Source organism: Candidatus Latescibacterota bacterium (genome assembly GCA_019038625.1).
In the GTDB taxonomy this organism is placed as follows: domain Bacteria; phylum Krumholzibacteriota; class Krumholzibacteriia; order Krumholzibacteriales; family Krumholzibacteriaceae; genus JAGLYV01.
Genome location: JAHOYU010000084.1, coordinates 32,522 through 53,460 on the forward strand (window position 1 = coordinate 32,522; position 20,939 = coordinate 53,460).

The following is a 20,939-nucleotide window of genomic DNA, read 5'->3' on the forward strand; positions in this document are numbered from 1 at the left end:
CATTCTCACTGTCGATCCATTATGACTCGATACCCACTCAGAATGATCTTTTCCCGCAGACCGGAGATTCTGAAAAGACACTTCGAACACGCAGGAGTGACTCCTGCTGGCATCAGGATAATGGCGTCGAAGGCAAAAAGTGTCGTCATTCGCGCTGACGCCCTTCCAGCTGCCGCGGCTAATATAATCAAACAACAGCTTCTCTCCCTGGGGGGCGATGCCGCGGTACACAGGGACGTCATCCGGGGTGGTCCTGAAAACTCGACTGTATTCCTGATAGGAGACGAAAGAAGACTCCGATCCCTCGCTGAACGCCTCAGAGGCCAACCGTTCGGACTCGAAGAACTGGGGCAGGAAGTCATCAGCCAGATCGACCTCCACTTGTCTCCCCCGCTTTCGGTCGGGCTTGCTGGCGCTTCGATAGACCTGTCGAACGGACCTGTCATCATGGGTATACTGAACGTCACGCCTGATAGTTTCAGTGATGGAGGCAGATTTATCGACCCATCCCAGGGACTCGATCGGGCTCTCGAAATGGTCGAAGAGGGAGCTGGGATCATCGACATCGGAGGCGAATCAAGCAGGCCAGGCGCATCTGAATTGAAAGTGGAAGAAGAACTTGCGAGGGTAATGCCCTTGCTGAAAAGGCTCCAGGGCACTCTCCCGGTGCCTGTCTCTATAGATACCAGAAAAGCGGCGGTGGCAGACGCGGCTGTCGAAGCCGGAGCTTCGATCATAAATGATATAAGCGGCCTGACTCATGACGAGGCGATGACAGGCACAGTCGTTCGTCACGGCACAGCTGTTGTGGTCATGCATATGCTTGGTACACCGGAGACGATGCAGGATACCCCCTCATATTCGGACCCCGTGAGCGAAATCATCTCATGGCTCGAAGGAAGAACTACAGATCTGATCGACGCGGGAATCGAGCGCGAAAAAATAATCATTGACCCGGGGTTGGGTTTCGGGAAAAGATTGCAGGACAACCTTGAGATCCTGGAACAGGCTGGTGATTTTCATTCGCTTGGGTTTCCCGTATTGACAGGGCATTCCAGGAAAAGTTTTATCGGGACCATCACGGGAAAGGAACCGGCCGACAGACTGGCTGGAGGCCTTGCAGCAGTAGGGGCCTGTCTCGAAGCCGGCATCCAGATCCTGAGAGTGCATGATATAGGAGCGACTGTGGATTTCGTAAAGACGTGGAAAGCAATCAATCGAAAGGATAACGATTCTTGAATCCCTTTCAGTTCAATCTTACGATCGACATTCTTGATATTATCATCGTAGCCTTTCTTTTCTACAGGCTTTTCCTCCTGTTCAGGGGCTCTCGCGCGACACAGATGTTCATAGGCCTCTTTCTCCTTATCATTCTATCCTTCCTGGCACAGTGGCTCAACCTGAACGCTCTGAACTGGATTCTCAGCAGTCTCAAGACCGTCTGGGTGATCGCCTTCGTGATCCTTTTCCAGCCGGAACTCCGCAAGGCCCTGACCCAGCTGGGACAGAACAGGGTCATCGGCATGTTTCTCAAGGTCGAGGAATCGGGAACCATCAGCGAGATAGTCAGGGCCTGTCATCAGCTCACCCAGAAAGGCCTCGGGGCAATCATTGTAATAGAACAGGACGTGGGACTGCGAAACTATATTGAAACAGGCACTTCTCTCGATGCGAAAATAACCAGCGACCTGCTGGTGACAGTATTCACTCCTCCGAGCCCTCTGCACGACGGGGCTGTCATCATAGAGAAGAATCGCGTTCTTGCTGCCGGATGCATCCTGCCACTATCTCAGAACCCCAGGCTTGGAAGAGCCCTGGGAACGAGACACAGAGCAGGACTCGGTCTCTCTGAGGAGACTGACGCAATAACGATCATTGTGAGCGAAGAGACAAGCATGATATCGCTGGCAAGGGCGGGCAAGCTCAAACGCAAACTCGACATCAACAGTCTGCGAAACGAACTTGTCGAACTTATCGGTGTAAAATCGAAGGAGCAGGCGGCGACTACCTGATTTGAATCCTGCCCTCAGGCGTTCCACCCACTCCTGTACGGCCTCCAGGCCAGGAACCACGGTCCACACACTACACTTCCACACCCACACATCGGGACCGATACCCTCCGACCTTCCTGCTGCCGGCATCGTACATCGCAATTAAGGTGCCGGATCAGCGGACAATCGACCGAACCATGTAACCGATTGATTGTCAATATGATAGATAGGCTGGTATTCTGCGGCAGAAGAAATGAACTACCGACCGAACGTTAACACAGTAGACAGTCCTTACATGAAATCCAAACAAAAAGACGAAAGGAGAATACCTTTCGCCGCATGTATAAAGAGATGACAATGTAAACAGAATTTACTGCTTTATCACGCCTTTTTCGACCAGCTTGACCAGGTTCTTGACGATTTTGAGATCGAATTTCTCTCCCTGCCCCAGAAGGGCACTTAGGGCTTCCCTGTACTCAAGAGCTTTCCGGTACGGCCTGTTGCTGGTCATGGCGTCAAAACTGTCGGCAACAGCGACTATCCTGGCGCCGGTCGATATCTCGTCACCCTTCAACCCATCAGGATACCCATTCCCGTCCAGACGTTCATGGTGGTGCCTGACCAGGTCGCATGCCGTTTCGAGAAACTTCATGTTCTTGATGATATTTGCCCCCACCTCGGGATGGCTCCTGACGACCTCCCACTCATTGTCAGTCAATTCTCCGGGCTTGTTCAAAATCGTCTCGTATACTCCCAGCTTTCCTATGTCGTGCAAGGCAGCTCCGAAACTGACGGTATCGCGCTGTTCCCTGTCCATCCCCATCTCCTCGGCGATCAGGCGAGCATACCTTGCCACTCTTTCTGTGTGACCTTTCGTGTAGCTGTCTTTTGCTTCGATAGTCGATACCAGGACCTTGATCGTGGAGAGATAGGTGTCCTGTAGTTCGGAATACAACCTCGAGTTCTCGAGTCCTGTCGCAGCAGACGAACAGATCGACCTGAGCATGGCGAGGTCTTCCAGGTTGTAGGGGAGCTTGTTGATCTTCTCCCCGAGAAAGATGATTCCTGTAAGACAGGAATTCACTATCAGAGGATAACAGCAGGCAAATCCAAGATCCCGTAGAAAAATCGACTCCCTGGCCGCATCCTCCGGCAATTCGCCATCCTTAAGGTTCACGACATCCTGCTTGCTGAGCAGATGCTTGGAGAGTCCGTCTTTTCTCGTCAGCCGGATGGTCTGCAGGACGTTGTTCCTGAGGCCCTTCCCACCCACATAGGAGAGGTAGGGATCCGTGTTTTTCTCGGCGTAAAAAAGAGCCACAGAATCTATGGCAAGCTGGCCGATCACTGTCAGGAAAAAGACATGAGTCAACTCCTCCGGATCACGAAGCCTGTTGAGGTCTTTGCTCAAGCTGAACAGGGTCTCAAAATCCAGGACCTTCTTCTTCAATTCCCTGTTGATCCGCTTATAATCCTTCTGTCCTTTTTCCAGCTCGTCCTCAAGGATCTCGTTTTGCTCTCTGAGGTTTTTTCGCCCATTGGCCTGCATGAGAAAGTTGTCTATCTTAGCCAGGACTTCCTTGACTGAAAATGGCTTCTTTATATAATCCTGCGCTCCGGAGTTGAATCCATGAAGCATTGTGTCGGGTATGGAATTACCTGAGATCAGAATGACTGGCACATCGTTGTTCACGTCTTTTGAGCGTATCTCGTTACAGACCTCGAACCCGTCTTTGCGAGGCAGTCCCACATCCAGGACTACAAGATCAGGCTGGTATTTCTCGTACACTTCCAGCGCCGTGACCCCATCATAGGCTGATTCAGTGTTGTATCCGTTGTTACGGAGAGACTCTGTAATGATCTCTACAACGTTAGGATCGTCATCGACTACGAGTACGTTTTTAATCACATCACACCAGCCTTCAGGAAACCGTTACTCCGGGCCTTACGGATCTGGCCATCTCTTTTTCTATAATCCTGGCAAACTGTCTCACGACTTCCCGATCATACCTGAGTCCATAGTTTTCCCTGAGCGTGTCCAGGGCTTCCTTCGAAGACAACGCGGGCCGGTTCGGCCTTTCGTTGATCATTGCTGAATAGCTTTCCACGACAGAAATGATTCTCGAACCTAAAGGTATCTCCTTGCCTCTGAGTCCGCGTGGATATCCTTCTCCGTTAAACCTTTCGTGGTGGCTCAGAACGATATTTACTACGTGATCCTCGAATTTCATGCGCCTCAGCATCTCCGCACCGTCTTCAGGATGTTTGTTGATGATATTCCATTCTTCTCTCGTGAGTTCTCTCGGGCTTCTCACGATCAGATCACTGACCTTGATCATCCCCATATCTCTTAGCACGGTACCATACACAAGATCCTTAAAGTGTTCTTCTGGATAATCCATATTCTTCGCTACCATGCCTACATACCTCGAAACAAACTCCGATGTCCCTGTAAGCATCGTGTTTTCCTCGATCAGCGAGATAAGAGTCTTCACGATTCCAAGGGTCCGTTCGTGTTCGCGTTCGAGCATCAATGCGTTCTGGTATGCGCCTGTCGCGACGTTTATAAGGATCTTCATGAACTCGAAGTCCTCTTTTTTCATCCCTCTGCCCGAGATCCTTCTTCCCAGGAAGATCAGTCCGGCTATTCCCTCGTTGATCCTGAAGGGACAGAAGTATTCTATACTCGCATCTTTTAACATATCGATCGTTACTTCGTCGAATGACCCGGTATCCAGACCAATCACATCATGGATGCCTGCGATCTTTCTCTCCATGTCTGGAGGCATTGAAAATGGTTGTAGCTGGTTTTCGTTGACACCCTTCATCAACATGGGGACATAGGAACTTTCGACCTTCTCAAAGAATACAGCCGACTCCACTCCCCCCTGGGCGATCGAAGTAAGCAGAAAAATGTCGAGAAGATTCTTCTTGTCACGGATCGCGTTGAAATCGGCGCTGATCGAGAGGAGTGTCTTGAGCTCCAACAGGCGCCGCTTCAACTTGATATTGATATCAACGTTATCGTTTTTCTTATCAACTTCCGATGATTCGTCTTTTTTCGCCCCGGTCTCCCCGGGTGTCTCATCGACCTTATCCTTCTGTTTACCACTGAATATCTCCGAAATTATACCGTTGTTCCCGGCTCGGACCTTCTGTTCTGCTGTTTCCTCAACCGATACGACCTCTTCAGCGGAAATACTTTTCTCTTCGTGGACCGCAGCCTTCTCTTCCACTTTTTCCTCGACATCCTCACTATGGTCCACCTTTTTGTCATCATCCTCAAACTGACCGTCATACGACATCAGAATCACACCGGGAGCAATCTCTGGATTGTCTTCGGCCCGGTCCTTTTCCTCGACAGAAAGGGTCTCGAGAACTTCCTCAGTCTTCTCCAGAAGATCATCCTCATCATTTTCGTCGACAATCGGTGCGACTGGAATATCGTCATCATCAGCATCTTCCGATGGAACGACATTCAACGGCGTCCCTACTGCCTCCTCATATGATTGATAGACTTCAACATCGGTATCATCATCCCTGAGGAAATCAAGTACGATATCGTTGGTTATAACGAATCTTACCGGTCTTCCCTGCTCATTCTGGGAAACGACGAAGGCCCGCAGGATCTTCGCCACTCCCCCACCCAGGGAAGACAATTCCGTAAAATCAAAGATTACCTGCCCGAATTCTCTCCGGACACATTCCTTGACAAGATGCTCGATCTTTTCATTTTCATGAAACCCCAGTTTGCCGCTGATGCGGAATGCCGCGATGTCAGCGCTGCCGGTTTCAATTCTCTCGAATCTGGTCTTTGACATCTACCTGCTCCTGACGAGCCCGTTCTTATTCCGCGCCAGTGAATACTTCTTCCTGAGATAGCCATCTGTCGAGGACACTCCTCAGGAACCTCCATTCACTACCGACTTTTTTGGCCGGGATCTTCTTTTCTTTGGCTAGACGGCAGACCGTCTTTACATGCATTTTCAGATAATCCGCGGCTTCTACAGAAGTCATTACTTCGTTGGCGTCGTCATGCCCACCGATGATGATGTTACCGTAATCGCGCTGTTGCTGTTTCTCCATGACAACCTCTCTGTCCTTTGATCACTGCCCCAGGGAAACTCGACCCGGGACCTTTCGCTTAATTACACACGCGAAATCCTGTCTCCGACAGTACCCTTTACCTCTTCCTCCTCTATCGAAAAACCCGACTCTTCCAAGGATCCGCCATATCCCATTACTGAAGAGTATTTATCAAGAACGAGTCCCGTCTCGAGCACGGGATACTCGGTTTCTCCGATATTCAGAATCGCCCTCGTTATCGAGGCCCATTCTCCTCCGGTAAGTTGATCGATGATTCCTTCGACCTTTTTCCCGGATGAATCGAAAAATATGCCAAGCCGCTTCTCTGCGAGCCCCATAATTGCTATATGCATGTCATTGTTTGAGATATCGACTTCTTCGGGAGCGATTTCTCCCAGCGCGCAGACCGGGATATTCTCGCCTTCGAACCGGATATGCCGCATACTGCCCGATTCCTTTATCTCTATACTACTTGCTTCCAGTATCGTTTCCACTGCCCTTGAAGGGATTGCGACACTGACTCCCGACGCAGTAAAGAGATGATAATCGGTCATCACCGAACTGCGAGGGAATGTGAACTTAAACCTTCCCTCGGAGCCACCACCAGGCTCGACCCATAGCAGGCAACTCCACTTCTTGAGCAATCCTCGGGCCTTGAGAAGTCCCTTGTAAAACGCCACGGCATCGTCCCTGTCTATCTCCGAATCTGACAGAAACGCCTTCGCGTTATCCTTCAGAGTCGCTACAAGAAATGATCCTTTATTCTCGATCTCAAGATCTATATTCAGACTTTCTCCACCATTTTCCTGCATTCTGCAGATATCGAACAACAGGTGTTCGAGAATGCCGGCCAGGTCGGAGGCTGCCTCCCTTTCCAATGGAAAACTGTCCGTCCTCATCGACGTACGCACATCCCATCCATGCATACGGCTGTTCATGGCTATGAAATCCTCGACGCCATCCAGAACGGTCCTGCTCGAGACCTTTGCTTTAAACATTCTTCCCAGATCCCCTATCCGGGCAAGGATATTACCAACAAGCCCGAGGTAGAACTCGCACTCACCGAAAGAAAGCTCCAGGTCTCTCAGAAGAGCTGAATTCTCTTCGGGATCCGCGAGATAATCGAGATACCTCTCCCTTACCCTGAAAAGAGAATTCTGAAGCCTGTCAATAGTACCAAAACTGCCTGTCGAATCGCTGTCTTCTTCGTTGCTTGCTGTGGGTACCCTTTCAATCATGGAGGGTTTATCATCCGGGACGACAGGCTCCAGTGATACGGAGCCTATCTCTTCGAACTCAGCCTCCTGCTGAGAGGATTCGGGATATGACTCTTCCAGCAACACCTTCATCTCCTGCCGGAGACCGGAAAGATTCTGTCTTATAGCTTCATCATCGAGCTCTCCGGAAATGACATCCATGGCGATCTGTTCTTCACTCTCAAGTATCTCCGAGACGATCTGTGATATATTCTCATCCCAGCATCCCGTCGAACCCTCGACCCTTACGAGCAATTCACCAAACATGCCCAGCGTTTCACTCCAGTCCTCCAGCCCGAGCATCCTCGTACTTCCCTCAAGGAGCCTGTTCGCGAAACATGTTTTTCTATAAGCTGCTTCCTGGAACGTCTCGCCCGCTGAATGGCTCATGAGCTCATTAAGCTTCGATACATGATCGTTGATCTGTTCACCGAAAAGCGCTGTATTTTCTTCACCAAGTCTAATCAAAACCTTCACCCCTGTTACTGAGACGGTGTCTGTTCAACGTATTCTATGGCTCCCAGCTCGAACAGATCGTAGACCGGTTCGTTATTATCGTTTTCTGATGCTGGCGTCTCTTCGTCTTTCTGAGTCGCCTGGTCGCGATTCATGTCTGCCGCGCCACGGATCGTCTCCGCCATACGCTCCATCATGTCTTCCGGTGAATCATCATTCGCAGATTGCCCGGCAACTTCAGTATCCGGCTGCTCTTCGGCAACGGTTTCCTGCGAGTCTTCCCGTGCGAGTTCAACTGCAGGAGGCACCTCATGTGAATCACTTTCTTCATCCATACCTATCTTGACCCAGCGATGTCCGGGCATTTCCATCATGTCATCGCCAGGCTGAGGACCATCGGCCTGTTCAGCGGATACCTCGTGTTCTTTCACTTCCGGCACCTTTTCAGGCTCTACATTTTCAGCGTCCTCAATAGTGATCTTCTTGCTGTCTGTATCTTCTTCGTGACTCTCTGTTCCTTCATTGACAGGTTCATCGAATATGGCCTGATGAACATCATCAGATCCGGCTGATGTAAAGCTTTCAGCTTCCCAGATGTTGCTCCTGTCGAGGACCAGTTCGTCACTTTCATCCTGATTTTCTGCACTTTCTTCGACTCCGTTATCGAATGACACGAACTCACCTGACGATTTGGAGCTTTCATTCGTTTCCACCACAAAATCGTCTTCGAGGTCATCATCGATACGGTCATCCGCCAGGGTCTTATGGATCTCTTCATTAAAAGTATCTATCTCGTTTCCGAGAGAGGTGACCTTCGCCTGCAGAGAATGACTTTTCTCTTCTATTAATTTCGATATCTCTGAAAGAGATTCCGTGATCCCTGATGTATCAGGGGAAGAGGCGGCAGAAGAAACTGCACCAGACGACAGAGTCTGGAGTCCCGAATCGATCTTGCGGGAAGTATCAGAGATCTGTACGCCCAACTTGTTGAAGCGCTCCGCTGTCGACCTGACTTTTTCGGCGAACCGGGCAAGATCCTGTTCGGAGATATCACCCCTGGCCGCCATCAACGCGATATTCAGTGCCAGCCCGTTGTTCTCTTCGGAAAACTCGTTCATCGCCCTGCTGCCGCTATCAAGGTTAGCGAGCGCATCTCTGATGTCCGCGACTGCCTGGGTCTTCCCTCCATCCGGCGCCTGTACTGCCTGCGTAGCCGGTTCGGCGCTTTCAAGCTCTTTTACCGTACTGTTCAGGCTTCCGACAGCTCTGGCGATCTCGATAATATCTTCATTGGATCCACCGAGTGACTCCATCCACTTTCCGAATGACAGCGCTGCTCTCGCGATGACCTGACGTCCAGCATCAGACTTGCCATCCTTATTGCTTTTGGAACCCGCAACGTGGTCCGCAACTTTCCTGATAATTGATCCCCACCACTTTCCTTCTATAAGGGGTTCATTTATCCCGTTTCCGCTGAGTACCGAATCAAGCTCTATCTCGAGGTCCACCGATCGCGATTCCTCCACCCTGCTGCTGAGCTCTTCGGAGATCTCTTTGATCTGATCCCCATAGTTGCGAAGTATGCCCTGAAGTTCAGGATAGTCCGACAACTTGGCTATCTGGGCCGGATTCGTGAGGTCGTCTATGCTGTCGGCCAAGGATATCATCTTTCTGTAATCCTGCCCCGAGGACAGGTAGAACTTGTAGCGCCTGACTGCCGAAGCTATTGTAAAATATGCGACCAGAGCTATGAGAATAACTCCAGCCACCATCGGATACATCTCTTTGAAGAATCCGAAAGAATCGATCACCCACTTTGAATCGGTCGTATTCAACCAGGTCAGATTGATGTCGTATACATTTACGAGGTAGTATCCGACCCCGAAGCTGGTCACAACCAACATCAGAGCTACAAACATCCCAATTTTCCAGGGTGATGTCAGAACTGGTCTCTTCTCTGATTTTCGCAATTTGGTCTCCTTTACGGCAGAAATAGGCCTGCCGGCCAGGTTAAATATATATTTTATTACTCGACTGCTATGTGCCGTGGGGGGAGAGCGCAAAGATTATGCCAAGGAAGAATCTAATACAACTGGCAGTATTGATAAGGTGTTATAGGGAATTTCAAAGCACAGGACGTAAACAGGAGGACTAATATGCCAGCATTAAATGCGTTTTGCAAACCAGGCGGAAGGGAACAAAAAATATCTTTTTTTTATGATTCACGCCATTCCTGCAGTCCGCCGACCTGAGTCGGACAAACCCCATCTGCTGACATGATCATCTCGGACTATGCCTCTATTTCCGGCCTTTTCTGGCCACCGGAGCGTAGAGAGGGGGAAACCTGTCATTGATAAGATGATTAGCCGAAGTGATGTTCTTGTTTCGTGCCTCTTCCAGATCTATCTCGATGACCTTCAACGATTCGCTCCGATCGCCGGCCGAGACCAGGACTTCGCCGCGGGGATTTACTATCTGGCTCCCACCCGTGAAGGCAAGGTCCATCGTACCACGCTTCTCCACCCCTATCCGATTGGCCGTAACAGAGAATACACCGTTTTCGATGCTTCGGATCTTCATACCGCTCTGTCCCCAGGGCAATACAAGGTTGGCCGGGTGGGCCAGGATTTCCGCGCCCTTCAGGGTCAGTACCCTGCTGACTTCAGGAACGATCCAATCGAAACAGATCATCATCCCGACGGTAGCCTCTCCCGCTTTGACCGTCTTGATAGCAGTCCCCGGCTTGAAGAACAGCTTTTCCCGGTCAAAAAGATGTACCTTCTGATATACTTCTACCTTACCTTTTTCTGAGATAAAAATAGCCGAGTTATAGATCTTCGAACTCAATTTCTGGGCCATCCCGAAAATGAGGTTCAGACGCCTGTTTTTGGCGACTTTCTTCATCTCCGATACTGTATAGCCCGTCTTGACGCTCTCAGCCAACGAACGGAGCTCGCCCTTGTTCTTGAAGAGATACCCGGTATTAAAGAGTTCCGGAAGTACTATCGTCGCATCGGCGACCTTGCCGAGCAGGTTGGATGCCTTCTTGACGTTAGCCTTTACTTCTCCGAATTTGCATCGCATCTGGAGGAAGCCTAATTTCATCCTCTCCCCCTGGTTATCAGGTTGGATATTGAAAGATCTCGATAAGTCTAGAATATTATAGCACATGTGTCAAAACTAAATTTACAATTTTTACACATTCCGCCTCCGACCGGTCCATGGCACAAACTTTGCAATCCGTGATTCAAACAACATTGAAGGCACCTTAGAGAAAGCATCGGAAGTACGAAATGTCCACAGAAACGACCTACAGGGTGATCGATACGAGCACCGGGAACCCACACCCGGCCACACCTGTAACAGACGATTCTACAGGCTTTTTCATGATGAACAACCTGCTATACAGCAGGATCGACTGCAAGCATCCCACAAATGACGAATACTTCGACGAAGACGTCAATGTCTATCTGGCCAACCTTCTCGATTCGCTCATCAACCCATCGCAACATGACGCGATGCGCCGCCTGGTGGTGCCCTACGATATTTCTTTATTCGAGTCTGTCCGCAAACAGAAAGATCCGCGGATAAAATACATGACATACAGAATGAATGCCGATTTCCTCCTGATATACTCCGGAGTGTTCAGCAATCCCAGGAACAGACGCCCCGATTCGGCTTCACAGTTCGAATTGAGCGACAACACGTACCTGGGAAGGGGAAAAGCATATTACAGCATCGCTCAGTCCTACTGTTCCCAGACATTCCACAAAAATACGGCGATCGGGGAGATCATGGGAAAACTCTCCAGGGGATTTGAGAAGTATGTAGAGGTATTGTCGACGATGAGAAGTGAATATCTACACATCATCGATCCTATCTCACAGGGAGAAATGTATCACCTGGAACGCTCTGTAAACCATGAGGAACTAAAGGCTTCACTTGCCTGCTTGTACGACGATTTTCTTGATGCCTATACCAGACACGGGCAGGAAAAGACCGGATCCACGCGGGAAATCCTCGAAAAATGCGCGTCGAGGATCAAGGAAGTGGACCCTGGCTTCAGCTTTTCCATAAACGACGACTAGATATCCCTGATAAATGAACTGCAGATATCGAATACCTTCGGAGAGCGGTCTCCCTTTATGATGACATGCCCGCCGTTCTCGAGCAGGACGAACCTCGAACCCGGATGAGTACTGACACGGCGGAGTATCTGGAATCCTCTCGCGCTGATGACAGGATCGTCTGCCGACTGGATGACCAGCATCGGCTCGGGAACTTCTTTCAGGCCAGTCCGGACATTGTCGATAAACTCGAGCATGGTGCTGCGAACGGGAGCCATGTTCTTCACGAGAGAGGGAAATATCTTTTTCCAGAACTTGAAGAGCATATACCGCCTGTTCGAAGCCGGTACAAGTGCCGGCGAAATCAGTACTGTCCCCTTAAGGGGATACCTCAATGCCAGCTCCAGCGCGAGCGTCGCCCCAAAACTAAAACCGATCAGGTACGCCGTCGGGGAATAACCGAGGACGGTCTCCAGAACTATCTGGGAATGAGAAAGACACTCGCTCCAACTGTTGGATGACCGGATTTTCTGAACCGTCTGCTTCCCCTTTTCACCAGGGAATCTCGATCTGATGTATTCGCCGAATCCAGTATCAGCTGTTTTAGGGTCGAGGGGAAGCCTGACACCATATACAGAGTATCCCTGGCTGAAAAGGTGTTCGGCGAAAGGCTGCATCTCGGCTGGTGTTCCTCCCGCGCCATGAAGAAGCACACAACTGATCGATTCGCGCTCCTGAAGCATCAAAAAGCTTCTGTCCTCTTCAGGGATCCCGCCCCTCTTCTCTATATGCTGTCTACTTTCGAAAAAGAACCTCAGAAGATCCCTGCGAAGACTCCGACGCTCAGGTTCCGCCTCGATCATCTGTTTCAGTTCCCAGATGGCCTGGTTGATATTTTCAAGCTGGTTGCTCACCTTTGGTCTCCCTGTTTTGCAAAGCCCCACTGCCTTCGCATACTTTAACGCATAACCCGCAAATAAGAGTATTGAGTTGTTCATCTTTAGCAAATCTTCTTAATTGTGCCGTGCACCTGTCCAGTTCAAAATCGTCCGGGTCCACATGGATCGCCCCTACCGGACAGGCTGAGATGCATCTCTTGCACGATCCGCAATCCATCGGCTCGACTCCCTCGCTACCGTCAGGAAGGGGAAGGTCTGTCAGCACAGTGACATACCTGACCTGTGATCCGTATTCAGGATTGACGATCAGGTTGTTACGTCCCTTCCATCCCATCCCGGCCCTGCACGCGATCTCTCTATGAGAGAGATGTGCTTTGAACCGATCCCAGTCCAGGATCTGGCTCGCTGGCACAGGAAACACTCTGCCCCCCATCCGCTGACAAATACCGGCGATATACAGAGCAGCCTGATCCAGCGCAAAATTGATAGTCTTGTAATGATAGTAATATGTCAATGTCGGAGCCGTTTTCACTGTTCTCAGTACAGGGCCGGAAAGTCGCATGCCCACGACAACAGCGTACTTCAGTGTGTCGATCTCATCTCTCACCGACTCGTGAAGGTCGAGGCCTTCGACATCATCCAGTACGGCGCTCGACAGAAGGGCCAGCCCGAGATGAGAGGTCTCGCTGGATATCTTTTGCATATTTTGAGAAGGATTGCCTGGGAACCCGTTGTCCTGTTGCGATTTACTCATGGTCCTGTCAGCTTGTCCTGTAATTGGGCGCTTCCTTTGTGATCACGATATCGTGGGGATGGCTCTCCCTCAAGCCCGCCTGTGTGATCCTGATAAATCTGGATCTCACTTTCAGGCCTTCGATGTTCTTCACTCCGCAATACCCCATGCCGGACCTCAGTCCGCCCATGAGCTGATATATGTTACTCGAAAGGCTTCCCTTGTAGGATACTCTGCCTTCTATACCCTCGGCGACGAATTTGCTTTCCTCTTCGACACCTTCCTGAAAATACCTGTCGCTGCTACCCCTCTTCATCGCACCGATCGAACCCATACCCCTGTAGATCTTGAAGCTCTTTCCCTGATGATAGATTATCTCTCCCGGACTCTCTTCGGTGCCGGCGAACATCGATCCGATCATTACACTGTCGGCGCCTGCGGCTATGGCCTTTGTGACGTCTCCTGAATACTTGATTCCCCCGTCTGCGATCAGGGGAATACCTGCCTTCGCGGCTACTGCCGCGCAATCCATGATCGCGGTGATCTGCGGAACGCCGATACCGGCCACGACTCTGGTCGTACAGATGGCACCTGGACCGATACCCACCTTGATGGCATCGATGCCCAGCTTGATAAGATCCCTTGCCGCGGCAGCTGTGGCAATATTCCCGGCTATCAGTTGAATGTTCTTATATTTTTTCTTGATCTTCCCGACAATGTCCAGTACCGCCTGAGAATGACCGTGAGCCGTATCGACCACGATCACGTCTACTGCCGCGTCGATCAGAGCCTTCACTCTCTCCATCGTACCGGCCCCTACTCCCACAGCAGCGCCTACCCTCAATCTACCTTCCAAATCCTTGCAGGCGTTGGGAAAATCGAGTTTCTTCTGAATATCCTTGACCGTGATCAGTCCCTTGAGACATTTCTTCTTATCGACCACGGGAAGTTTTTCGATCCTGTTTTCATGGAGGATCCGCATCGCCTCATCCATCCTGATCCCCTGCGACGCGGTAATCGGATCCCTGGTCATGACCTCGCTGACCTTGATGTCGACCCGGCCGATAAACCTCAGGTCCCTGTTCGTCAGGATTCCAACGACCACATTGTTCTTCTTTACGACCGGCAGTCCGGAGATCTTCCGTTCGTTCATCAGAGCGATCGCCTCACTGACCAGACGGTCCCCGGATATGGTCACCGGATTGGTGATCATACCGCTCTCGCTCCTCTTCACCCTCTCTACCTGGTCGGCCTGTTCCTCTATGGAAAAATTTTTGTGAATGATCCCTATCCCGCCCTCGCGGGCGAGAGCTATAGCAAGGTCGGCCTCAGTGACGGTATCCATAGCCGCTGATACTACCGGAATATTCAACTTGATCTTACGTGTCAGTCTCGTCCTCAGATCCGCATCGTTCGGATGGATCCTGGACTTCGCCGGGGAAAGGAGAACGTCGTCGAAGGTAAGGCCTTCTTTAAGTATTTTTCCTGCTTTCAATCACATCGAAAGAGCCTGATGCTCCTTCTCCCTCCTCTCGCGATCGGCAGATCGTCAGTTTCATTCGCCTCTTTGGTATTGCAACATACCCTCTTGCAGAAACATAGTCAAGGTCGTTCAAACCACCGCGGTCCGCCCATCGAAGTCGAAAAGTTCGACCACGGGGAATCTCAACATTTTCCTGCCACGGAACTTTGCCGTGGTCCTCACACCGGCTCTTCTGACCATTTCCAGGGCAAGGTCGAAATCCCTCGCCACATCGCCCGGACAGTGCGCGTCTGAACCCAGAGTCACGGGGATATCCCTTTCGGCACATGCACGCAAAAAAGTCTCCTCGGGATATATCGAGCCTGCGCCCCTTCTCAGTCCTGCCGTATTCACCTCGATCGCCATATCATGTTTCTCCAGCATCGATGCTATATCCCTGTAATACCACTCCATCGATGACGAAGGTGTGAAGTCGACTTTTTTTATCGCGTCAGGGTGAGCGATTATATCGAACAACCCCGTACCGATCATCTTTGAAAGAAGGCTGAAATATTCGGGGAACACATCCTCGGGATCCTCCACACTGTACCTGCTCCTGTGGGACTTGCTCGAAAAATGCCAGTCACCGAGGAAATGCAATGCGCCGATCACATAATCGAATGGCTGGCTGGAGATAAGACTGGCTGTATCGTCTTCATATCCAACAAAATAGTCGGCCTCTATCCCCAGAAGTATGGTGATCCTGTCACTGTACTTTTGCTGGAGCCTGTTCACTTTTGCGACATATTCCGGAAGCCTGTCGATGAGCATGGCGTGATACGGGTCAGGATCGACCACTTTCGGGAGGTGGTCACTGAAACCGATCTCAGCCAGGCCCAGTTCGATGGCCCTGAGCACGTACTCTTCGAGTGCCCCGGTCGAATGACCGCAGAATTCACCATGCATGTGATAGTCAATCATGTCGTTGAGAATACAATAATAACTCCCATCCGGGCAAGTGTTACCGGGAAATAGATCGCAAAAGCCCACTATTTTAATCTTTTCCTAAAGAGAAGGACCGATTCAGCCGAATCAACGGTAATTGCAGGGAGCTGAATATGCGTCGTGAAAAAATAATGATATATAGCCATAACCAGGCGATGATAGAGCTCATCCAGTCGAGACTCGCCTCTCCCGTGAATATAATCGCCACGGCTATGTCGACGACCGAGGCGAGGACATTGATGGAGGACGAACAGTTTCACATCATAATCCTTGCCGGACACAGGGACCTGGACAACGTTCTGGACCTTCTGAACTTTGCCAATCAGCTCGAACACCGGCCCTCATCCATAGTCGTCGAGATCAACGCGGACCGAAGGGCACTGCTTCAAACGCTGAATGCCGGCTGTTCATATTTCATTGACGGCACCGCGGAAGTGGAACGGATCGAAGGCATAGTCTCTTTTCTGATGAACGAGAAACGTGAGTTGATCAAGCGCAGCGAACAGATGCAGGCAAGGGAGTTCGTCAGAAAATCGGAGGGGCCGCCGTCCGACAAAGCTCTTTCGAGGAGAGAGAACGAGATCCTCTACACCATGCTCAGGGGAATGAGCAATCGGGAGATATCGAAAGAACTTGAGATCAGCGAGAAGACCGTCAAAAATCATCTGTGGAAGATATACAGAAAATTCGATGTGGACAACAGGACACAGCTCTTCAATCACCTGATCCTGTCATGTCCCTGCATGAAGATCTCCACCAGCCCGGTAGAAGACAGGCCTCAGCATATCCTTGGCAGAATGTCTCCATAGGGCAGATCCACAACACGTTCGCCGCCGAAAGATGTCTTGAGTATGACATTACCGGCCGGAGCATCTATAACCTCACCTATCACAGAAGCATCGAGTCCGAGCTCGTGAGATCTCATGAATTCGAGGGCCCCTTCACCATGCTCCTTTGCTATGACCATGACGAATTTCCCCTCGTTAGCTATATGCATCGGTTCATACCCCATCAGGTCGCAACCCTTCCTCACTTCTTCCCTGATCGGGATCGAATCCTCGTCCACCCGGATACAGACACCCGAATCCACGGCGATCTCGTTGAGTACCGCTGCCAGACCGCCCCTCGTGGCATCCCTCATAGCTCTGATTCCATCGGTCACGCGCAGCATCGGGGTTATGATCTTCGACAGCGGGGCCGTGTCGCTCACCAGCTCGCTGCCGAAATCCAGGCCTTCCCTGAGACTCAATATGGCCAGGCCGTGATCGCCTATCGTCCCATTGATCAGGACCAGGTCTCCCGGCATGGCGGAAGAGGAAGACAGCGATAGATCTTCCTGAACAAGACCTATTCCCGAAGTATTGATGAACAGTCCGTCCGCCTTCCCTCTATCGACGACCTTTGTGTCGCCCGTCACGACCTGCACTCCCGCCTCCACGCTGGTCCTGGCAATAGAGTCGAGTATCCTGTCCAGATCCTCGAACAGAAAACCTTCCTCAATGATGAACGAAAGAGAGATGGCTGTCGGTACGGCGCCAGATACGGCCAGGTCGTTCACTGTCCCGCAAACCGCCAGATGCCCTATATCTCCGCCGGGGAAAAAGATCGGCTGAACAACGAATGAATCCGTCGTAAAAGCAATCTTTCCCTTTCCAGGTTCGATGACCGCGCTATCCTGAAGTGGCCTGCCGGCTTCACCTCCGAGTTTTTTTACTATTCTCTCGACGAGCTCCTTCATCATGATCCCTCCGCCACCATGCGCAAGGAGGATCCTGTCTTCTTCCCTTCTATTCATCGCTGATCTCCTTCATTCCTGATCGGGGTTATGTTCCTGACCCCGTGATTCCCTTTATCATCTTCGCTATCCCCACCTGGGCCTGCCCGAGTGATATCCCACCGTCATTGGGAGGAACTACACGGTGAAAGTAAAATTTTACCTGTGAAGAGGCCGAGGACCTCATAATATTCTCACATAGAAGGCGGTTCTGGAAGACTCCGCCTGACAGGACGACTTCACGGCATCCGTTCTCAACGGCCAGCCTGGTCGCCATTTCTACTATCATATCGGCAACACAGAGATGAAAGGCTGCCGCAATATCTTTTCCTGCGATGCCGTCCATCAGGTCGTCGACAATCCCTTTTATAATCGGCGCGCCATCGATCAGGACCGGTTCCCCCTCCGATATATCGAAGGAATATCTCCTTTCGGGATCAGTGACTTCCCGAGCGAGGCTCTCCAGCGCGATCGCCGCCTGTGCTTCGTAGCTCACCTTCGTGCCCAATCCGAGTATCGCGGCTGCGGCATCGAACAGCCTGCCGGCGCTCGACGTCATATGTGTATTGATCATTTGTGATACCATCCCGAGTATCTGCCGCGCGGGAAGGCCTTCGAATGAAAACCCTGGAAGTTCGATATCAGCGGCTTTCTCTCCCAAAAACTCCCTGAGGTAGACTAGAGCCATTCTCCACGGTTCCCGCACAGCGGCAGCGCCTCCGGGAAGCGGTACATACTTCAGGTGGGCAAGCCTCCTGAAATCGTGATGGTAGGCGAGGAGAAATTCTCCTCCCCATAGATTTCCGTCACTTCCATAACCGGTCCCGTCGAATGAGACACCTATCGCTGGCCCCTCGATCCCGTACTCGACCATGACACTGACCGCATGAGCGTGATGGTGCTGGACCCGGATTCTCTCAGAACAATCGTACGCGTCGGCAAAACGTGTCGTAAAATAGTCGGGGTGAAGATCGCTGACAACCACCTCGGGACTGACATCCAGTATCGAGCAGAACGATTCGAGCTCCCTTTTAAAATTCTCCTGCCCCCTGAAATCGCCGAGGTCGCCAAGGTGGGAAGAGACAAAGGCCCGGTCCCCCCTGGTAAGTGTAAAAGTCCCCTTCTCCTGCCCCCCCGTGGCCAGCACGCATCTGTCATGATGCTGCGGCAATATGACCGGTTCAGGAACGAACCCTCTCGCCCGCCTCAGGGGGATCACGGTCCGTCCAGGAACAAAGAAGATCGAGTCATCACACTTGTGAGCTATCTCGCGGTCATTTATCAGGGCAGCGTCAGCGATGCGCCCAAGGATCCCGGAAAGCTCATCCTCCCTGGATATCAGAGGCTCATCCGTAAAATTCGCTGATGTCATGACGAGAAGGTCGAATCCTTCTATCAATAGATGGTGGATCGGAGTGTAAGGAAGAAACGCTCCCGTGTAGGCGTTTCCCGGAGCTATCGCCGCCGGCAGTCCGCCCTGTCTGCTTTTAAGCAATACTATCGGCGCCTCGGGAGAAGTCAGAAGCCGTACTTCCTCTTCATCCGCGTGGCAGTACCGCATGACCGTCTCCATCGAAGAGAACATGATGGCGAACGGCTTCACGGGACGATTCTTTCGGTCCCTGAGAAGCTGAACGGCCTTTTCATCTCTGGCCAGACATGCCAGATGATATCCTCCGAGGCCCTTGACAGCCAGGATGCCTCCGCCGGCGAGGACCTTCCTCCCCCCATCGATCGGGTCTCCCTGTATCACCTTTTCGTCTGAATCGATGAGCGACAGGGTCGGCCCACAGCCGGGACAGGATATCGGCTCGGCATGGAATCTCCTGTCACACGGATCGGCGTACTGGCTCCCGCAGAGGTGGTCCATCGTGAATGGTCTCATCGTCGTAAGATCCCTGTCATATGGCAACCCGTTGATTATCGTGAAGCGGGGGCCGCAGTTCGTACAGTTTATAAAAGGGTATCGGAATCTGGGGTCCGATGGATCGGCAAGCTCGCGGAGGCAGTCTTCACAGACCGCCGTATCGACAGGAAAAAGAGCGTCGCGGGAAGTCCCCCCCTTGCTTTCAGCTATCACGAAACCGGAACAGCCCGTTACTGCTATCCTCTCCGGCTCTATTGAATCTATTCTGGCCAGGGGCGGAGCCTCCTCGATAAGAAGCCTGCCGAATTCCTCGATGGACCGCCCATCCCCTTCGATCTCTATGACTACACCAGACCCTGTATTCAGGACGGACCCGGAGACCCCTGCCTCGTTGGCAAATCGATAGACAGCAGGGCGGAAACCCACACCCTGCACTCTCCCCCTGACAACGAGCCTGAGTCTTGCTTCAGTGTCGGCGGACCCTGTATTATTGAATATCTCCTGCCAGTCCATATGCCTCTCCATAACCAACCTGAAAAAGGGCCGAAAAGCGAATAGACTATAACGTCCGGCAATTCCCTTTGCCAGAAAAAAGGCCGGCCGGCCGGTCGTGCAACAAAATGTTTTATCTTGAACAAAGTGCCTCAGACAAAATATTATCCGATGACTGTAACAAGGAGAATCAAATGAGTGAGACACTGTCTATCTATCTTCCGAGGCTCCTCCTGGCAATGGCTGTCGGAGGGATCATCGGCCTTGAACGCGAATTTCACGGCAAACCCGCGGGGATAAGGACCAACATCCTCATGTGTGTAGGTTCGTGCCTGATAATGATCATTTCGATCGAAGTAGCAAAAATGTCCGGCGCGGTCGGTGATCCCGCGCGGATCGCCGCCCAGGTCGTGACCGGTGTCGGGTTTCTCTGTGCCGGGACTATCATAAGATCCAGTTTCACCGTTTCAGGACTGACAACAGCAGCCACTATCTGGGTACTTTCCGCTCTCGGGCTGACGATCGGAGCCGGATTCATCGCTCTGGGCCTGATAGGGGCACTACTCATCACTGTAACACTCGTATTGATGAGGTATCTCGAAGCGTTCATAAACAGGTTCAACAAGACTCATATTATCCAGATCATGATGGAACCAGGTCAGGGCCTGGTCGGCAGGATAGTAGAGATCTTTTCAAAGGCCGGCATCCGGACCGTGCTTCACGAAGCGGATCTGAAGGGGGAAAAATGGACGATCACAATCGAATACAACAGCTCACTGAAAAATCACGGTAAGGCCATGAAAGAACTCTCGGGGATAGAATCGATCCTTTCGGTAAGTGAAGAACTATAG

The 20,939-nt window shown here is 51.4% G+C and carries 17 protein-coding genes; 5 read left to right on the plus strand and 12 right to left on the minus strand.

The window, feature by feature from the left end; translation table 11 throughout:
• The first annotated feature begins 21 nt into the window (after positions 1–21).
• Complete coding sequence (gene folP / locus KOO63_06475) at positions 22–1,239, plus strand: dihydropteroate synthase (protein ID MBU8921446.1); 1,218 nt, start codon at positions 22–24, stop codon at positions 1,237–1,239.
• The gene (gene cdaA / locus KOO63_06480; protein MBU8921447.1) at positions 1,236–2,012 is read left to right on the plus strand and encodes a diadenylate cyclase CdaA; all 777 of its coding nucleotides are present in this window, start codon (positions 1,236–1,238) and stop codon (positions 2,010–2,012) included. The genes folP and cdaA overlap by 4 nt, the downstream gene beginning before the upstream one ends.
• Positions 2,013–2,361: 349 nt before the next feature.
• Here cdaA and KOO63_06485 read toward each other — a convergent pair whose 3' ends face one another.
• The 6 genes from KOO63_06485 to KOO63_06510 all read right to left on the minus strand — a co-directional run bounded on the left by KOO63_06485 (position 2,362) and on the right by KOO63_06510 (position 10,894).
• Complete coding sequence (locus KOO63_06485; protein ID MBU8921448.1) at positions 2,362–3,900, minus strand: response regulator; 1,539 nt, start codon at positions 3,898–3,900, stop codon at positions 2,362–2,364.
• 13 nt (positions 3,901–3,913) lie between these two features.
• A complete protein-coding gene (locus KOO63_06490) occupies positions 3,914–5,812 on the minus strand; it encodes an HD domain-containing protein (protein MBU8921449.1) in 1,899 nt (632 codons plus the stop codon).
• A gap of 25 nt (positions 5,813–5,837) precedes the next feature.
• Positions 5,838–6,077, minus strand: coding sequence for a helix-turn-helix domain-containing protein (locus tag KOO63_06495; protein MBU8921450.1), 240 nt, complete (start codon positions 6,075–6,077; stop codon positions 5,838–5,840).
• Between the two features lie 62 nt (positions 6,078–6,139).
• Positions 6,140–7,801 (minus strand): hypothetical protein, encoded by a 1,662-nt coding sequence (locus tag KOO63_06500; protein MBU8921451.1) that lies wholly within the window; start codon positions 7,799–7,801, stop codon positions 6,140–6,142.
• Positions 7,802–7,815: 14 nt separating this feature from the next.
• Positions 7,816–9,759, minus strand: coding sequence for a hypothetical protein (locus KOO63_06505; protein ID MBU8921452.1), 1,944 nt, complete (start codon positions 9,757–9,759; stop codon positions 7,816–7,818).
• Between the two features lie 328 nt (positions 9,760–10,087).
• Positions 10,088–10,894, minus strand: coding sequence for a hypothetical protein (locus KOO63_06510; protein MBU8921453.1), 807 nt, complete (start codon positions 10,892–10,894; stop codon positions 10,088–10,090).
• Between the two features lie 188 nt (positions 10,895–11,082).
• Here KOO63_06510 and KOO63_06515 point away from each other — a divergent pair, with 188 nt between their 5' ends.
• The gene (locus KOO63_06515; protein MBU8921454.1) at positions 11,083–11,877 is read left to right on the plus strand and encodes a hypothetical protein; all 795 of its coding nucleotides are present in this window, start codon (positions 11,083–11,085) and stop codon (positions 11,875–11,877) included.
• Here KOO63_06515 and KOO63_06520 read toward each other — a convergent pair.
• The 4 genes from KOO63_06520 to KOO63_06535 form a co-directional block, all read right to left on the minus strand.
• The gene (locus KOO63_06520) at positions 11,874–12,770 is read right to left on the minus strand and encodes an alpha/beta fold hydrolase (GenBank protein ID MBU8921455.1); all 897 of its coding nucleotides are present in this window, start codon (positions 12,768–12,770) and stop codon (positions 11,874–11,876) included. The two genes, KOO63_06515 and KOO63_06520, sit on opposite strands and share 4 nt — an antisense overlap.
• Positions 12,754–13,509, minus strand: coding sequence for a 4Fe-4S binding protein (locus KOO63_06525; protein ID MBU8921456.1), 756 nt, complete (start codon positions 13,507–13,509; stop codon positions 12,754–12,756). Before KOO63_06525 ends, KOO63_06520 begins: the two co-directional genes overlap by 17 nt.
• 7 nt (positions 13,510–13,516) lie before the next feature.
• Positions 13,517–14,983 (minus strand): IMP dehydrogenase, encoded by a 1,467-nt coding sequence (gene guaB, locus KOO63_06530; protein MBU8921457.1) that lies wholly within the window; start codon positions 14,981–14,983, stop codon positions 13,517–13,519.
• Positions 14,984–15,100: 117 nt separating this feature from the next.
• Positions 15,101–15,916 (minus strand): histidinol-phosphatase, encoded by an 816-nt coding sequence (locus KOO63_06535; protein ID MBU8921458.1) that lies wholly within the window; start codon positions 15,914–15,916, stop codon positions 15,101–15,103.
• Between the two features lie 152 nt (positions 15,917–16,068).
• On the opposite strand from KOO63_06535, the gene KOO63_06540 reads away from it, so the two are divergent.
• A complete protein-coding gene (locus KOO63_06540) occupies positions 16,069–16,764 on the plus strand; it encodes a response regulator transcription factor (protein MBU8921459.1) in 696 nt (231 codons plus the stop codon).
• Here the strand turns inward: KOO63_06540 and hypE are convergent.
• Positions 16,734–17,750, minus strand: a complete 1,017-nt coding sequence (gene hypE / locus KOO63_06545; protein ID MBU8921460.1) for a hydrogenase expression/formation protein HypE — start codon at positions 17,748–17,750, stop codon at positions 16,734–16,736. The two genes, KOO63_06540 and hypE, sit on opposite strands and share 31 nt — an antisense overlap.
• Before the next feature lie 28 nt (positions 17,751–17,778).
• Complete coding sequence (gene hypF / locus KOO63_06550) at positions 17,779–20,109, minus strand: carbamoyltransferase HypF (protein MBU8921461.1); 2,331 nt, start codon at positions 20,107–20,109, stop codon at positions 17,779–17,781.
• A gap of 173 nt (positions 20,110–20,282) precedes the next feature.
• Here hypF and KOO63_06555 point away from each other — a divergent pair, with 173 nt between their 5' ends.
• Positions 20,283–20,939 carry an MgtC/SapB family protein gene (locus tag KOO63_06555; GenBank protein ID MBU8921462.1) on the plus strand — a complete coding sequence of 219 codons (657 nt, stop codon included), beginning with the start codon at positions 20,283–20,285 and terminating at the stop codon, positions 20,937–20,939.

What these genes read in the sequence shown, in the direction of transcription:
- KOO63_06535 (MBU8921458.1), bottom strand. Translation starts at nt 15,916, where the DNA reads ATGCATGGTGAATTCTGCGGTCATTCGACCGGGGCACTCGAAGAGTAC.
- hypE (MBU8921460.1), bottom strand. Translation starts at nt 17,750, where the DNA reads ATGAATAGAAGGGAAGAAGACAGGATCCTCCTTGCGCATGGTGGCGGA.
- KOO63_06540 (MBU8921459.1), top strand. Translation starts at nt 16,069, where the DNA reads ATGCGTCGTGAAAAAATAATGATATATAGCCATAACCAGGCGATGATA.
- KOO63_06495 (MBU8921450.1), bottom strand. Translation starts at nt 6,077, where the DNA reads ATGGAGAAACAGCAACAGCGCGATTACGGTAACATCATCATCGGTGGG.
- KOO63_06515 (MBU8921454.1), top strand. Translation starts at nt 11,083, where the DNA reads ATGTCCACAGAAACGACCTACAGGGTGATCGATACGAGCACCGGGAAC.
- KOO63_06510 (MBU8921453.1), bottom strand. Translation starts at nt 10,894, where the DNA reads ATGAAATTAGGCTTCCTCCAGATGCGATGCAAATTCGGAGAAGTAAAG.
- KOO63_06555 (MBU8921462.1), top strand. Translation starts at nt 20,283, where the DNA reads ATGAGTGAGACACTGTCTATCTATCTTCCGAGGCTCCTCCTGGCAATG.
- folP (MBU8921446.1), top strand. Translation starts at nt 22, where the DNA reads ATGACTCGATACCCACTCAGAATGATCTTTTCCCGCAGACCGGAGATT.
- hypF (MBU8921461.1), bottom strand. Translation starts at nt 20,109, where the DNA reads ATGGACTGGCAGGAGATATTCAATAATACAGGGTCCGCCGACACTGAA.
- KOO63_06525 (MBU8921456.1), bottom strand. Translation starts at nt 13,509, where the DNA reads ATGAGTAAATCGCAACAGGACAACGGGTTCCCAGGCAATCCTTCTCAA.
- KOO63_06490 (MBU8921449.1), bottom strand. Translation starts at nt 5,812, where the DNA reads ATGTCAAAGACCAGATTCGAGAGAATTGAAACCGGCAGCGCTGACATC.